Origin of the sequence: Reyranella massiliensis 521 (assembly GCF_000312425.1) — a bacterium.
In the GTDB taxonomy this organism is placed as follows: Bacteria; Pseudomonadota; Alphaproteobacteria; order Reyranellales; family Reyranellaceae; genus Reyranella; species Reyranella massiliensis.
On record NZ_HE997181.1, the window covers coordinates 1981112 to 1995187 of the forward strand.

Genomic DNA, 14076 nt, shown 5'->3' on the forward strand with positions numbered 1-14076 from the left:
TCCGTGGCTGTCCATTATCGCCGGGTGCGGCGGCCGATCAGCAGGATGAGCGGAATGGCCATCGCCGAGCAGGCAGTATAGAGGCCGAAGGCGTTGATGTAGCCGATCATTGCCGATTGCCGGCCGATCTCTTTCGAGAGGCGAGCCAGCCCCTGCATCGTGTCGAAATCCCAGCCGCCCGTGACCCATGGCAGAGCCAGGGCCCTGTTGAAGGGGTTCACCAGCTCCACCATGCGGCTGTAATTGGCGCTGGTCGCGCGCACGATCTCGGCGACGCAGATCGAAATGAAGAAGCTCGACCCGATGTTACGCAGCAGATGATAGACCGCTGTGCCTTCGGCCAGGTTGGCGGCGCTGACATTGGAGAAGGTGACCAGCGTGAGAGGCACCCAGATGACGCCGACGGCGATCCCCTGCAGAAAGCTGTTCAACATCAGGGTGCCCATGTCGACATTGAGGTCGATGGCCATCAACCAGACGCCCGAGAGCGTCTGCACGGCAAAGCCCCCGATCAAACCGATGCGCGGGTCCATGCGGCCGACGAAGATTGCCAGGAAGAAGCCGATGGTGGCACCGACGCCGCGTGCGGCGATGACTTCTCCGATCAACGCATCCGGAAAGCCGGCATGCTGCTGCAGGAGCGGGGGCAGCAGCACCATGGGGGTGAAGTTCAGCATGCCGTAGATCAGCACCAGCACGAGGCCGATTGCATAGTTGCGGTCGAGCAGGAGACGCAGGTTGAGGAACGGCCGGTCGGTCGTGAGGCTGTGGGCGAGGAAGACCCAGAACGCGACGACGGCAACGAAGGCCTCGATCATGATCTCGGTCGACTCGAACCAGTCGAGCCGCTGGCCGCGCGACAGTACCAGTTGCACACAGGCAATGGAGACCGATAGAGAGAGGAAGCCTGTCCAATCGAGGCTGATGCGCCCGGTGGGGCGGTCGTAGGGGAGGGTGAGCCGCAGGCCCACGAAGGAGACCAGACCCACCGGCACGATCATGTAGAAGGCCCAGCGCCAGCTATAGATCTCCGACAGCATGCCGCCCACCGTGGGGCCGATCACCGGCCCGATGACCACGGCCATGCCGAAGATCGAGGTCACCAGCCCCTGCTGTCGCTTGGGGAAGGTGTCGAGCAGGATGGTCTGCGACAACGGGATCACCGGGGCCCCCAGCGCCCCTTGCAGGACGCGCCACAGGATCAGCGTCTCCAGGGAATTGGCGAGACCGCACATCAGGGTCGTAACCGTGAAGGCGAAGACCGACCAGACCATAGTCTCGCGCCGGCCGAACCGTGCGGCCAGCCAGCCTGTCATTGGCGTGGCCACCGCGGTGGCCAGGATGTTGAAGGTCATCGCCCAGGCGATCTCGTCCTGGGTGGCCGACATGGTGCCCTGCATCTGGGGCAGAAGCGTCGAGGCGATCAGAAGGGTGGTGGCGTAGAGGGTCGAGCCCAGCACCACCATTACGAGAATCAACACCCGCTTGCCCAGCGAGGTTTCCTCGGAGCTTTCCGGAAAGGTGTCGGCGGCGGTTGTTGAACTCATTGCCTAGACTATTGTAGCCTAGGCAACAATTCTCGACGAGACCAGCGCCTTGGGGCCAGACGACGACGAATATATCGGCTACGTGCTGTCGGACGTTGCGCGTCTGATGCGGACGGTGTTCGACCGCCGTGTCCGCGGCATCGGTCTTACCCGCGCCCAATGGCTTGTCCTGACCCGGCTCTATCGACGGCCGGGGGCCAGCCAGACCGAACTTGCAGTCATGCTCGAAATCGATCGCGCCAGTGCCGGCCGCATGCTCGACCGAATGGAGAAAAACGGTTGGGTCGAGCGCCGCGCGGACAGCGAAGACCGGCGTATCAACCGCCTCTATCTCACCGACGAGGCGCGGCGGGCGCACAAGGAAATGTGGGCGATTGCCGAGGCGACCGTGGACGATGCGCTGGCGCCGCTCTCGGAACGCGAACGCGATCAGTTCACGCGTCTGGCCGCCCGGGTGAAGGGGCGGCTACAGGGCCTTGCCGGGAGCAACGGCTCGTGAGCCGGCGCCCGGTTCCTGTCTTGCGTTTGGTGCTGCTGTTTGCGGTGCCGCTGGCGGCGATTGCGGGGGCAGGCTGGTGGTGGATGTCGGGCGGCCGCTATGTCTCGACCGACAACGCCTATGTGAAGGCCCATATCGTGCAGATCTCCTCCGAGGTGTCGGGGCAGGTGCGCCGCGTCCTGACGCGGGATCACGCGAACGTTGCTGCCGGCGAGACACTGCTCACCATCGAATCCCGGCCGTTCCGTTTGGCGCTCGACAGCGCAGATGCCGAGCTCGATGCGGCACGTGCCCATGTCGAAAGTCTTCGCGGCATCTGGCGAGAGGCCGTTGCCGAGGTTGCGGAAGCCGAATCTCGTTCAGCCTATCAGGAAAGGCAGTGGCAGCGGCAGGAGGAGTTGGCATCCAAGGGCGTGGCCTCGGCCAGCAAACGCGACGAGGCATTCAACGAGGCGCGTGGCGCGGCCGATCGCGTGCGGACCGCCAAGGAGAAGCTCCAGCGGGTGTTGACCGCCCTGAATGGAGATCCGCAGCTGCCGGCCGACCAGCATCCGATGGTGCGCGAGAAGATGGCCGCACGGGAGCGGGCGGCTCTCGACCTCGCACGCACCGCAGTCCGCGCGCCGGTCGACGGCGTGGTGGTGAATATGCGTCTGCAGCAGGGCGAGCAGATCAAGGCAGCGACGCCCCTGTTCGCGCTGGTGGTGCTGAGCCGGCCGTGGGTCGAGGCGAACTTCAAGGAAACCGAGCTGACCCACGTGCGGGTCGGCCAGAAGGCGACGGTCGTGCTGGACACCTATCCCGACGTGACCTGGGAGGCGCTGGTCGAAAGCGTCAGCCCGGCGACCGGCGCGGAGTTCGCGATCCTGCCGCCGCAGAATGCCAGCGGGAACTGGGTCAAGGTCGTGCAGCGCCTGCCTGTTAAATTGCGGCTCCTGCCGCATGTCGGGGAGCCGCCGCTGCGGGCTGGCATGACGGCCACCGTGTCGATCGATACGGGCCGTCAGCGCAGCCTGACCGGCATCACGCGAGTCCCGGCGGGCGGCAAGGAAAGCCCTCCGTCGCCGCCACACGATGTGACGGCGCAATCGAAGTAGCGGTCGAACCTCAGCCGCAGGCCAGCGAATAGATGTGCTGGACGTCGCCGGGCAGGGGTATGGCCTGCCAGCTCTTGCCGGCATCGCGCGTGCCGTAGATCTCACCGTCGTAGCGGGCGCCGAGATAGACTTGTGCCGCATCGGTGGGATGCAGGCCGATCGACATGATGGTGCCGTGGACCTGGACCTTGTCGAAGCGCTTCCAGCTCTCGCCACCGTCTTCGCTGCGATAGAGCCCGCCGTCGTGGCTGGCCGCCGCAACGGAAAGCGCGGAGTAGAGCGTGTTGGGCTCGACCGGCGAGACGCGAATATCGCGGCCGTAGGTCGTGGGCGAAAAACGGCCGACTTCCATGTCCTTCCAGGTGTGCCCCTGGTCGCAGCTACGGAACAAGCCCATCCGGACGGCGAGCCAGATGCTGTCGGGGTCGGCCGGGTTGATGGTGACGGCATGGCTGTCGAGCATGCCCTCGGCCGTGGTGTCGCTGACGATCTTGCTCTTGAGGTGCTCGTGCTCGGCGAGTTTCAGAAGGCCGGCGCTGCAATCGCTCCAGGTCTGGCCAAGATCGATGCTGCGCATGACACCGTTGATTTCGAGGGCGGCGTAAATCTCGTCGTGCCGCTTGGGATGCTGTACCAGCCGCATCACGCGCGAAGCGAAAGGCCCTTTGCAATGCATATCGACGCCTGGCGACGGCAGTCGCCGCCACGAAGCGCCGCCGTCGTCGCTGCGATAGACGTCGATCGGTGAGGCCCCGGCGAAGATACGGTTGGGATCGCGCGAATCCACCAGGAAGGACCAGACTTCCCGCTTGTTGTCGGGAAAGGCGGTCCGCCGGAAGGTGGCGCCGCGGTCCGTGCTGCGCCACACGCCGTCGTTGGTTCCCGCGAAGACCATCTCGGGGTTCGACGGGTGCACGAAGACGGTGAAGGCCTGGACGCTGCCCAGGACGTGTTGCCAATCGCCGCCGGCCGTGGCGCGCCGGAAGACTCCGACGCGGCCCTTCTGTTCGGTCTTTCCGAAGTAGCCAGCAACCCCGGCAAAGAGGTTCGATTGCTCGACCATGAGCAGGTACTCCTCGGCTAGTTCTTCTTGGCAACTATCGGGCATTCGCCCTGTTCCATGGGGCGGAAGGCTTCCTCACCGGCGATGGTGGCGAGAAGCTTGTAGTAATCCCACGGGCCCTTCGATTCGGAAGGCTTCTTGACCTCGAAGAGGTACATGTTGTGCATCTTGCGGCCGTCGGCGCGGATGTAGCTCGGCCCGAAGATCGGATCGTCCCACTTGGCAGACTTCATGGCAGCCATGACCTTGTCGGGATCATCTGTTCCAGCGGCCTTCACGGCATTCAGATAGGCAAGCGTGGCCGAATAGAAGCCAGCCTGCACGCTGGTCGGCATCTTGCCGTTGAAGCGCGCGCCGAAGCGCTTGGAGAAGTCGCGCGTGCGGTCGTTGAGGTCCCAGTAGAAGGCCTCGGTCAGGTTCAGCCCCTGCGCCCGTTCGAGGCCGAGCGAATGGACATCGGAGATGAAGACCAGGAGGCCCGCAAGCTTCTGGCCGCCCTTGACGATACCGAACTCGCCGGCCTGCTTGATCGCGTTGATCGTGTCGCCGCCGGCGTTGGCGAGGCCGATTACTTGTGCCTTGGAGCCCTGCGCCTGCAGCAGGAACGACGAGAAGTCGTTGGTGTTGATCGGATGCTTGACGTTGCCAAGCACCGTACCGCCGGCCTTCTTCACGACCGCGGAAACGTCGCGTTCCAGCGCATAGCCGAAGGCATAGTCGGCCGTGAGGAAGAACCAGCTCTTGCCGCCGGCCTTCACGACCGCCGAGCCGGTGCCGTTGGCGAGCGCCGTCGTGTCGTAGACCCAGTGGATCGAATAGGGGGTGCAGAGCTTGCCTGTGAGATCGGACGAGGCCGGATCCGGCGCAATGAAGACGCGCTTCTTGTCGCCGGCGACGCGCGCTATGGCGATCGATGAAGAGGAGGCGCCGGCGCCCAGGATCATGTCGACCTTGTCGTTGTCGTACCAGCGTCCGGCCATGGTGGCGGCGATGTCGGCCTTGTTCTGGATGTCGCCGGACACCAACTCGACTTTCTGGCCGAGCACCGTGCCGCCGAAATCCTCGATCGCCATCTGCGTCGCCAGCACGGCCCCGGGACCGTTGATGTCGGCGTAGAGGCTCGACAGATCGGTGGCGACGCCGACCTTCACTGTATTGTCCGAAAGCTGGGCAACAGCCGGCAGCGACCAGGCCGCAAGGCAGAATGCGGCCGTGCCAAACAAAGCTCGTCTCATCGTTTCACCCCGGGAAGCGTTATTGTTAGGCCAAGCCTAGCAAGGTGGCCGCGTCGCGGAAAGCAGGAGGAGCGCCGATAGATGATCGAGAAAATTCTGGACATCCCGACCCAGAGCGGCGGCATGGAAACGTTCATTTGCCATCCGGAACGCGGTGGACCTTATCCGCCCGTCCTGTTCCTGATGGATGCGCCGGGCATCCGCGAGGAGCTGTACGACATGGCCCGGCGGCTGGCGACGGTCGGCTACTACGTGCTGCTACCCAACCTCTACTATCGCGCCGGCAAGGATACGAAGTACGGCGCCGATGTCCTGACCCACGGCAGCGCCGAGCATCAGCGCATGCGGGCGGTGCGGACCAAGATGACGATCCCGCCAGTAATGGACGATGTCGCTTCCCTGATCGCCTATGCCGATCAACAGAAGGAAGCGAAGAAGGGGCCGGTCGGCGCCCATGGCTATTGCATGAGCGGGCCCTATGCCTTGGCTGCAGCCGCCCGCTACCCGGACCGTATCGCCGCTGCAGCTTCTTTCTACGGTACCTGGCTGGTCAGCGATGCCGTCGAGAGCCCGCACCTCACGTTGGGCAAGGCCAAGGGAGAGCTCTACATTTCCTGCGCCGAGCACGATGACCTGGCGCCGCCCGACATGGTGAAGGAACTGAAGAAACTGTTCGACGCTTCGGGCGCGAAGGGCGAACTCGAAGTCCACCCGACAGTCCATCACGGCTTCGCCTTCCCGCAGCGCTGGTGTTACGACAAGCCAGCGGCGGAGCGACACTGGGAGCGGCTGATCGCGCTTTATCGTCGAAACCTCGGTTAGGCGGGGGGCGAACGATGAAACTCTTGAGTTTTCTGGTGGCGCTGATCATCGCGCTGCCGGCTGCCGCGCAGGACTATCCGAACAAGCCCATCCGGATCATCACCGCCTTTGGAGCGGGGACGGCAACGGATGTCGCGGCGCGTGTGATCGGGGCGGAGATTGCTTCGCAGATCGGTCAATCGGTCGTGATTGAGAACAAACCGGGCGCGGAGGGGCAGATCGCGGCGCAGGCTGCAGCCGCCGCAGCGCCAGATGGCTACACGCTGTTCTTCACCACCCAGACCACGCAGGCAATCAATCCGCATGTCTACAAAACGCTGGCCTACGATCCAGTGAAGAGCTTCACGCCAATCGCTGGTATCACCCAAGGGCCGCAGATCGTCATGGTGCGCAACGACCTGCCGGCCAAGACCATCGGCGAGCTGATCGCCCTGGCCAAGGCGCAGCCCGGCAAGCTGAGCTTCGGCAGCGGCAACGGTTCGAGCCGTGGCGGTGCCGAGCTTTTCAAGATCATGACTAAAGTCGATTTGCTGGGCGTCCCTTACAAGACGCAGCCGCAAGCCGTTGCCGATCTCCTGGGTGGCCGGATCGACGTGATTTTTTCGGACTTCACCGCCGGCCTGCCGCCGGTGCTGGACGGACGCGCCCGCGGTCTTGCCGTCACCAGCAAAGAGAAGATCCCGGGGTTGGAACAGTTTCCGACCGTGGCGGAGAGTGGTGTGCCGGGCTTCGAGATTTTCGCCTGGACCGCGCTCTACGCGCCGGCGGGAACGCCGAAGCCGATCGTCGACAAGTTGAATGCGCTTGTCCGCAAGGCGACCGAGTCGACGGCTTACAGGAACCTGGTGAAAACCACCTACGGGACGTCGTTCACCGGCTCGCCCGAGGATCTCGCGGCCTTCCAAGCGGCGGAGACGAAGAAGTGGGGAGAGATCGTGACTACTGCGGGGATGAAGGAGCCGTAGTCCTCCGCGCGGCAGCAATCTGCCAGACGGCCGCGGCGAAGACACAGGCGGCCACCGCGAAGAAGGCCATACGGTAGCTAGCGACGGACGCGATCAGGGCGAAGATCGGCGGGCCGAAGACGGCCCCGGAGAAGGCAAGCGCCGTCTGCACAGAGGCAACCGCCGCCGCTTCGCCGGGCGGTGCGAGGTGGGCGAACTCGGCCTGCGACGTGCCGTTCCAGCTGATGACCACGCCGCCATAGGCCACGACCACAATGGTGATTAGCCAGAAGGGAGAGTCGGGGGCCAGCAGTCCCGTGGCGATGCAGCCCGCCGTCATGAGGATGCCCGTCCAGCCGAGAAGCTGCATGCGTGGCAGGCGATCACCGAGGCCGCCGCTCACGAGCCGCACGCCGGTGCCGATGATCTGCGACAGCGACAGCAGGAAGCCCGCCTGGGCGATGCTGAGACGGCAATGCTCGTAGAGGTAGGTGACGAGATAGAAAGTGAAGGTGTGCTGGGCGACCACATAGACGAAGGCCGACCAGCCGAGCACACGAAGCTGGTCGTGACTCAGCACGAAGCGGATCGACCTCCAGATGCTACCAGCGGGCTTGCTGGCGCTGGCGACGACGTCGAGATCGCGGCGTAGCGGCTCAATCGCAAGGGCTGCCAGCAGAGCGCCGCCGGCCGCAATCAAGCTGGCCCCGCGCCAGCCGACCCATTCCAGAAGCTGAGGGAAGAGCAGGCCGGCGAGCGCAAAGCCGACCGGCACGCCGGTCTGCTTGATCGAAAAGACCATCCCGAAATATTCGCGGGGCACGCGCTGGGCCAGCACATGAGCGGAAGCCGGATTGAGCGGCCCTTGCGCTGCGCCAATGAAGACCACGGCCAGTATCGTCGCGGCGACCAGTGCCAGAGCATTGAGGGCGAGGCCGATCGCCGCCATCAGCAGGGCGGCCTGACAGATGCGCACCGAGCCGAAACGGAGGATCGGTCCCGCCGCCACGAGCGCCATGGTCGCGGCGACCGCATAGATGATCGCAGTGAAGATGCCGACCAGCTTGGGGTCGATGGCCAGATCCTTGGCCACAGCCGGCATCATCACGCTGAGCGAAAGCACGGAGAGCGAGACCATCACCTGGATGGCCAACATTGTGGCCACAGGGATGATCGCGCGCCTCATGGCAGCAGGCTTACATCCCGAAGAGGTCGGCCTTGTTCAGGATGGTGTTGCGCAGGATGCGGATCGAGGCCACGTCGACCATGATACCATCGACGTTGATAGCCCCCAGGCCTTGCGCTTCGGCCTCGGCATAGGCCTTCTCGAGCTTGCGGGCACGGGCAATGTCCTCGGCCTTGGGCGAATAGACGTCGAGCGCGATGTCGATCTGCGAAGGATGGATCGCCCACTTGCCGACGGCGCCCAAGGTCATCGAGCGGCGGCACTCTTCGCGATAGGCGTCCGGGTTCTTGAAATCGGCGAACGGGCCGTCGACCGGATCGATGCCGGCGGCGCGGCAGGCCATGATCAGCCGGAAACGGGCATAGTGCCAGATGTCGCCCGGATAGCCGTCGGTCTCGCCGACGTTCTTGTTGGTGACGCCCATCGATGCGGAGAAGTCACCCATGCCGAAGACCAGGCATTCGAGGCGCGGCGTCGACTTGGCGATCGCGTCGACGTTCTGCATACCCTCGACTTCCTCGATCAGGGCTTCGAGGCCGATGCGGCGCTTGAGCTTCAGCTTCTTCTCGAGCTGGTGCAGCAGCTTGTCGGCGAACAGCACGTCGGCCGGCGTCAGCACCTTGGTCATCATGATCGTGTCGAGATGCTCGCCGGCGCCCTCGACCACCTCGATGATGTCCTCGAAAGCGTACTCGGTCGTCAGGTCGTTGATGCGCACGCAGCGCGTCTTGCCCTTCCAGTTGAGCGACTTCAGGCCCGCGATGATCTTCTTGCGGGCATCGCGCTTCTGGTTGGGGGCCACGGCATCTTCCAGATCGAGGAAGACATGATCGGCCTTCGACTCCGACGCCTTCTGAATCATCTTCTCGCTGGAGCCGGGCGTCGAAAGCTGAACGCGGCGGGCGCGGCGGGGTTGGCGGTCGGTCATTCTATTCTCCTCAGGCAACGATCTTGTCGGCGCGCAGGCGGGCGATATCGCCGGCGCCGCAGCCGATCGACCCCAGATACTCGTCCGTATGCTCGCCCAGCAAGGGGGCGCGATGGCGCACACGGCCGGGGGTTTCGGTCATCTTGATGGCGACACCGGCAATCGCGGTTTCGATGTCGAGCCCGGGATGCGGAACCCGGACCACCATATCGCGGGCAGCGAAGTGCGGGTCGGCAAAGACATCGCGCACGTCGTTCACCGGCGAGAAAGGTACCTGGCCGCCGAAATGCTGCAGCAGCTCCTGCTTGGTGCGCTGGCTGGTGAACGCCGAGACCGTCGCGATGATCTCGTCCTGGTTGGCGCGGCGGTCCTGCACCGTGGCCAGGCGCGGATCGGTGCCGAGTTCGGGCCGGCCAATGAGGCGGCACAGGATCGGCCAGTGGGCGTCTGCATGAGCGGCAATGGTGATGAAGCCGTCCTTGGCGGGGAACATGCCGAAGGGGCAGAGCAGGGGATGATGGTTGCCTTCGGGCACCGGCACGCCGCCGGTATAGGCGTGCTGGTGCACGATGCGCTCGCACATCGAGAGGATGGCATCGACCATGCCGACATCGACGAACTGGCCCTTGCCTGTCTTGTGGGCGCGGAAGATGGCGCTCACCAGGCCGACGGCACACATGGTTGCCGGCATGAGGTCGCCGATGCCGGGGCCGACCTTCATCGGCGTATGCTTGTCGGGGCCTGTAATGGCCATGACGCCGCCGAAAGCCTGCGAGACGACGTCGTAGGCCGGCCAGTCGGCATAGGGGCTGGCGCCGGTGCGGCGGTCGCCGAAGCCGCGGATGGTGGCGTAGACCAGCCTGGGATTGCTCTCGCGTAATGTCTCATACGAGAGGCCCAGACGTTCCATGACGCCGGCGCGGGAGTTCTCGACGATGGCGTCGGCGTCCTTGCACAGACGGATGACGAGATCGCGGCCTTCCGGCTTCTTCAGGTCGATGGCGATCGACTTCTTGTTGCGGTTGACGGAGGCAAAGTAGCCGCCGAACGCTTTCAACTTATCGTCGGCATGGTAGGGGCCGATGATGCGCGTGTGATCGCCGTCGAGCGGTTCGACCTTGACGACTTCGGCGCCCTGGTCGGCCAGCAGCATGGTGCAGAAGGGACCGGCCAGCATCTGCGTGAGGTCGATGATGCGGACACCATCGAGGGCGCCGAGCGGTGCCTCGGCGCTCACTTGTCTCCCCAGTGGCTGCGTCGCTTGATGAGCACGGTGCGCTCGCCCTCGAAGATATGCTTGTCGTCCTGGTTTACGCCGTAGTGCCTGAAGCGGACGATGCCCGCGTCGGCCTGCTTGGCATCGGTCTTCTCCAGCACTTCGGTGTAGCAGTAGAGCGTATCGCCATGGTGGAGGGGGCCTTTGAGCCTGATCTTGTCCATGCCGAGTTCTAGCAATGCATTCTCGGCCGTGTCCTCGGCGGCAAGGCCGATGCACATGGAGATGGTGACGCCGCCGAAGCCCAGACGCTGCTTGTAGGGCGTCGACTGGGTCAGGTGTTCATTGAAGTGCGCTTCGGCCGTGTTCATGGTGACGTTGGTGATCCAAACCTGCTCCATCGGCTCCACCGTCTTGCCGCGCGCGTGTTTCATCACGTCGCCGACGGTGAAGTCCTCGAAGTAGTTGGCCTTGCCGGTAAGTGCGGAGACCTTCATCAGTTCCTCCCGCGGCCCAGCAGACGATCGGAGATGATGCGCTTCTGGATTTCCGAGGTGCCCTCGAAGATCTTGGTCAGGCGTGCATCGCGCCAATGGCGTTCGACCGCGTGCAGCGTCGTGTAGCCCGCGCCTCCGTGGATCTGGATGCCCTCGCTGGTGACGCGCTCGGCCATCTCGGAAGCGAAGAGCTTCACCATGGAAGCTTCCTTGTCGCAACGCTGGCCGGTGTCGATCTGCTCACAGACGAAATACATGAGCTGGCGTGCCGCTTCGATCTGCGTCGCCATGTCGGCGATCTTGAAGCGGATTGCCTGGAAGTCCGAGATCGAGTGACCGAACTGCTTGCGGTCGTTGGCATACTGGATCGAATCGTCGAGCGCGCCCTGGGCGAGCCCAATAGCGCGTGCGGCGGTGTGGGCGCGGGCGGTCTCCAGACCCGAAGTGGCGTAGTAGAAAGCCTCGCCTTCCTTGCCGATCAGGTCGGCGGCATCGACACGGAAATTGTCGAAAGCCAGTTCCCATGTCTTCCAGCCGAAGTAGCCGATCTTGGGAATGGGCGCGCCGCTGCATCCCTTCGGCAGCTCGCCGCGCTTCTTCTCGACGAAGAACATGGAAAGGCCAAGATGACGCTTGCCCGGCGGGGCGTCGGACGTACGCGCGATGATGATCATGAAGTCCGCACCATCGGCGAACGTGCACCAGTACTTGTTGCCGCTGATCAGGTAGCTGTTGCCGTCCTTCTTGGCGCGGCAGGAGATGTTGGAAATGTCGGAGCCCGCGTTTGGCTCGGACATCGAGAAGGCACCGAGAAATTCACCCTTGGCCATGCGCGGGAGGTAGCGGCTGCGCTGCTCCTCGCTCATTACCTGCGAGCCGATCAGCAGATTGCCGCGTGCGATGATCGAGGCGACGCTCATCCAGCCGCGCGACAGTTCCTCGGTGACGAGGCAGTACTCGGAGCAGCCGAGGCCCAGGCCGCCATATTGTTCGGGGATCAGGATGCCGAAATAGCCCAGCGCGGCCATCTTCTCGCGGAGATCCATCGGGATCTCGCCCTTTTCGGGGTCGAGCTTGTTGGCGACGGGCAGGACTTCGTTCAGCGTGAATTCGCGCGCCTGCTCCTGGATCATGCGGCGTTCTTCAGTAAGAAAAGGCATCTTTACGGATTCCTGAGGCGGACGAGATTAGTGCGCTTGAAGTCGATCACGAGTTCTTCGCGCTGGTTGAAGCCCTTGGTGTGCCAGGTGACGATGCCGAACCCCTTGTGGGAGTCCGAGATGCGCCGGTCGAGCACGGTCGATTCGGCCCGGAGTGAATCACCGGGGTAGACGGGCTGATGGTAGGTAAGCTCGTTGACGCCGAGGAACGGCCCGCCGCCTTCGCTCAGATCCTCGACCGTAAGGCCGAACACCGTCGTGAAGATGAGTAGCGGATTGGCGACGATGCCGGGATGGCCATGCGCCTTCGCATAGGCCGCATTGTAGTAGTGCGGGTTGAAGTGGAGCGTCAGCGTCGAGAAGAGGGTAGTTTCGGACTCGGTGATCGTGCGCCCCCAATGGTGGCTGAAGACCCGTCCAATTTCGAAATCCTCATAGCGGTTGCCCTTGGGCACCAGCCGGGCGCGCGCCCTGAAATCTTCAGTCATTCTCGTGTTGATCTCCGTTAGCTTTTGGCCGAGGCGCGGACCAGCTCGCCGATGTCGGCGAGGCTGTCGACACGCTCGATGGCGTCGTGCAGCCGACGCGTGCCCGGCGCACCGAGCTGCGGCGTCACCAGGCTGTCGAACTTCGTTTCCAGCGCCTGGCGCTGCTTGGCGAGATCGGCCCAGGGGATACCGGAATCGTGCGCGACCTCGATCGTCGTGCCATCGTCGAGCTGGATGGCCATCTCGGCGAACGAATGCGTCCAGCCGGGCTTGAATTCGATCGCCATCTTGTCGCGCAGGGTCTTGATCCGCGGATCCTGCGTCACTGCCTCGTTGTAGGAATCGAGGTTGGCCGTATCGACGCCGGTCAACGCCATCGCCACGGTCTGGCGCAGCGAGAACTTGGCTTCGAGACCCGTCGTCGGATGCGGGATGTTGCACACCCGGTCGGCGCCCGAGTCGATCCTGAGCAGGATCTTCTGCACACGCTCCGGCGGGAAGTTGCTCTTCAGCCGGATTTCCTTGGCGCATTCGATGGGGGCATGCGTCAGGTAGCAGGCGGCGTGATACTTGAAGAGGTTGTTGCGCAGGTGCCAGCCCTGCGGCGGTTCGCCCAGCGCGGCTTTGGTTTCAAGGTGGTCGCTCTGCGACGAGGCGAAGCCCTGGTCACACTCCAGAGAGTCGCTGCGCGCGGTGAAGCCTTTGGCGGCGAGGCGCGCGGCGCGCAGCCCATGCTCCGACGCCGTGCCGGCATGGAGCGGCTTGCACATGGTGCCGAAGTTCGACTTGAGGCCGGCGGCTTGGGTGGCGGCAATTCCGAAGGCGACCGCGAGCTGGGCGTCGGTCAGCCCCAGCATCCGCCCGGCGGCCGCGGCCGCCGAGAAGGAGCCGACAGTGCCGGTGACGTGAAAGCCTTTCTGATAGTGGCTGGGAGCGACCAGCCGACCCACGCGGCCGGAGGTCTCGTAGCCGGCGACGAAGCTCTCGATGAACAGACGACCGGAGGCTTTCATCTGCTCGCCGAGCGCCAGCAGGGCCGGAACGACGGTAACGGTCGGATGGCCTCCCATCGAGAAATTCACATCGTCGTAGTCGAGCGCGTGGCTGGCGGAGCCGTTGATGAGGGCGGCGACCGACGGCAGCACCGTCTCCGAACGGCCAACGAGCGTGGCCGGTCCCTTGGCGCCGTCTTCGAGCGCTTCGCGGATCAGAATGTCCGTCAGCTCTTCCTGCGCGCCGGCGATGGTGACGGCAAACCAGTCGAGCAGGCATTGCTTGGTGCGCTCCACGAGATCACCAGGCAGGTCATGCCAGGCGAGAGAGGCGGCTCGCTTGGCGATTTCGGCGGTGACCGGGACATCGCGCGACGGGCTGGAAGGTTGCGGGGAGGCCAT

14 protein-coding genes are annotated in these 14076 nt (G+C 64.2%); 4 read left to right on the forward strand and 10 right to left on the reverse strand.

All coding sequences use genetic code 11. The features are described 5' to 3' along the window. Window positions 1-14 precede the first annotated feature (14 nt). Complete coding sequence (locus BN60_RS09755; protein ID WP_020695853.1) at window positions 15-1547, reverse strand: DHA2 family efflux MFS transporter permease subunit; 1533 nt, start codon at window positions 1545-1547, stop codon at window positions 15-17. Between the two features lie 49 nt (window positions 1548-1596). On the opposite strand from BN60_RS09755, the gene BN60_RS09760 reads away from it, so the two are divergent. Together BN60_RS09760 and BN60_RS09765 are read left to right on the forward strand one after the other, a co-directional pair. Beyond that, on the forward strand, window positions 1597-2046 hold the full coding sequence (locus BN60_RS09760) for a MarR family winged helix-turn-helix transcriptional regulator (RefSeq protein ID WP_020695854.1): 450 nt from the start codon (window positions 1597-1599) through the stop codon (window positions 2044-2046). Further along, complete coding sequence (locus BN60_RS09765; protein WP_051150112.1) at window positions 2043-3143, forward strand: HlyD family secretion protein; 1101 nt, start codon at window positions 2043-2045, stop codon at window positions 3141-3143. Before BN60_RS09760 ends, BN60_RS09765 begins: the two co-directional genes overlap by 4 nt. A gap of 10 nt (window positions 3144-3153) precedes the next feature. Here the strand turns inward: BN60_RS09765 and BN60_RS09770 are convergent, their stop codons facing one another. Then, window positions 3154-4206: a WD40/YVTN/BNR-like repeat-containing protein gene (locus tag BN60_RS09770; RefSeq protein WP_020695856.1), complete on the reverse strand. Its 1053-nt coding sequence runs from the start codon at window positions 4204-4206 to the stop codon at window positions 3154-3156. 17 nt (window positions 4207-4223) lie between these two features. Then, entirely contained in the window at window positions 4224-5441 is a 1218-nt protein-coding gene (locus BN60_RS09775) for an ABC transporter substrate-binding protein (protein WP_043283793.1), read from the reverse strand. 81 nt (window positions 5442-5522) lie between these two features. Between BN60_RS09775 and BN60_RS09780 the strand changes: the two genes are divergently transcribed. After that, the gene (locus BN60_RS09780) at window positions 5523-6263 is read left to right on the forward strand and encodes a dienelactone hydrolase family protein (protein ID WP_020695858.1); all 741 of its coding nucleotides are present in this window, start codon (window positions 5523-5525) and stop codon (window positions 6261-6263) included. Between the two features lie 14 nt (window positions 6264-6277). Continuing rightward, window positions 6278-7228, forward strand: a complete 951-nt coding sequence (locus BN60_RS09785) for a Bug family tripartite tricarboxylate transporter substrate binding protein (RefSeq protein ID WP_020695859.1) — start codon at window positions 6278-6280, stop codon at window positions 7226-7228. Here BN60_RS09785 and BN60_RS09790 read toward each other — a convergent pair. The 7 genes from BN60_RS09790 to BN60_RS09820 are packed head-to-tail and all read right to left on the reverse strand — an operon-like array spanning window position 7203 to window position 14076. Beyond that, a complete protein-coding gene (locus tag BN60_RS09790) occupies window positions 7203-8363 on the reverse strand; it encodes an MFS transporter (RefSeq protein WP_020695860.1) in 1161 nt (386 codons plus the stop codon). The genes BN60_RS09785 and BN60_RS09790 overlap by 26 nt on opposite strands. 40 nt (window positions 8364-8403) lie before the next feature. Beyond that, window positions 8404-9321 carry an HpcH/HpaI aldolase/citrate lyase family protein gene (locus tag BN60_RS09795; RefSeq protein ID WP_020695861.1) on the reverse strand — a complete coding sequence of 306 codons (918 nt, stop codon included), beginning with the start codon at window positions 9319-9321 and terminating at the stop codon, window positions 8404-8406. A 10-nt stretch (window positions 9322-9331) separates the two neighbouring features. Continuing rightward, the gene (locus BN60_RS09800; protein WP_020695862.1) at window positions 9332-10558 is read right to left on the reverse strand and encodes a CaiB/BaiF CoA transferase family protein; all 1227 of its coding nucleotides are present in this window, start codon (window positions 10556-10558) and stop codon (window positions 9332-9334) included. Further along, window positions 10555-11034, reverse strand: a complete 480-nt coding sequence (locus BN60_RS09805; RefSeq protein WP_020695863.1) for a MaoC family dehydratase — start codon at window positions 11032-11034, stop codon at window positions 10555-10557. The genes BN60_RS09800 and BN60_RS09805 overlap by 4 nt, the downstream gene beginning before the upstream one ends. Continuing rightward, the gene (locus BN60_RS09810) at window positions 11034-12194 is read right to left on the reverse strand and encodes an acyl-CoA dehydrogenase family protein (RefSeq protein WP_020695864.1); all 1161 of its coding nucleotides are present in this window, start codon (window positions 12192-12194) and stop codon (window positions 11034-11036) included. The genes BN60_RS09805 and BN60_RS09810 overlap by 1 nt, the downstream gene beginning before the upstream one ends. Window positions 12195-12196: 2 nt before the next feature. Next, on the reverse strand, window positions 12197-12682 hold the full coding sequence (locus BN60_RS09815) for a MaoC family dehydratase (protein WP_020695865.1): 486 nt from the start codon (window positions 12680-12682) through the stop codon (window positions 12197-12199). Window positions 12683-12699: 17 nt separating this feature from the next. Beyond that, window positions 12700-14076, reverse strand: coding sequence for an MmgE/PrpD family protein (locus BN60_RS09820; RefSeq protein WP_020695866.1), 1377 nt, complete (start codon window positions 14074-14076; stop codon window positions 12700-12702).

Coding starts and splice junctions, on each gene's coding strand:
- BN60_RS09755 (WP_020695853.1), bottom strand. CDS start 1,547: ATGAGTTCAACAACCGCCGCCGACACCTTTCCGGAAAGCTCCGAGGAA.
- BN60_RS09770 (WP_020695856.1), bottom strand. CDS start 4,206: ATGGTCGAGCAATCGAACCTCTTTGCCGGGGTTGCTGGCTACTTCGGA.
- BN60_RS09775 (WP_043283793.1), bottom strand. CDS start 5,441: ATGAGACGAGCTTTGTTTGGCACGGCCGCATTCTGCCTTGCGGCCTGG.
- BN60_RS09780 (WP_020695858.1), top strand. CDS start 5,523: ATGATCGAGAAAATTCTGGACATCCCGACCCAGAGCGGCGGCATGGAA.
- BN60_RS09785 (WP_020695859.1), top strand. CDS start 6,278: ATGAAACTCTTGAGTTTTCTGGTGGCGCTGATCATCGCGCTGCCGGCT.
- BN60_RS09790 (WP_020695860.1), bottom strand. CDS start 8,363: ATGTTGGCCATCCAGGTGATGGTCTCGCTCTCCGTGCTTTCGCTCAGC.
- BN60_RS09795 (WP_020695861.1), bottom strand. CDS start 9,321: ATGACCGACCGCCAACCCCGCCGCGCCCGCCGCGTTCAGCTTTCGACG.
- BN60_RS09805 (WP_020695863.1), bottom strand. CDS start 11,034: ATGAAGGTCTCCGCACTTACCGGCAAGGCCAACTACTTCGAGGACTTC.
- BN60_RS09810 (WP_020695864.1), bottom strand. CDS start 12,194: ATGCCTTTTCTTACTGAAGAACGCCGCATGATCCAGGAGCAGGCGCGC.
- BN60_RS09815 (WP_020695865.1), bottom strand. CDS start 12,682: ATGACTGAAGATTTCAGGGCGCGCGCCCGGCTGGTGCCCAAGGGCAAC.
- BN60_RS09820 (WP_020695866.1), bottom strand. CDS start 14,076: ATGGCCTCCCCGCAACCTTCCAGCCCGTCGCGCGATGTCCCGGTCACC.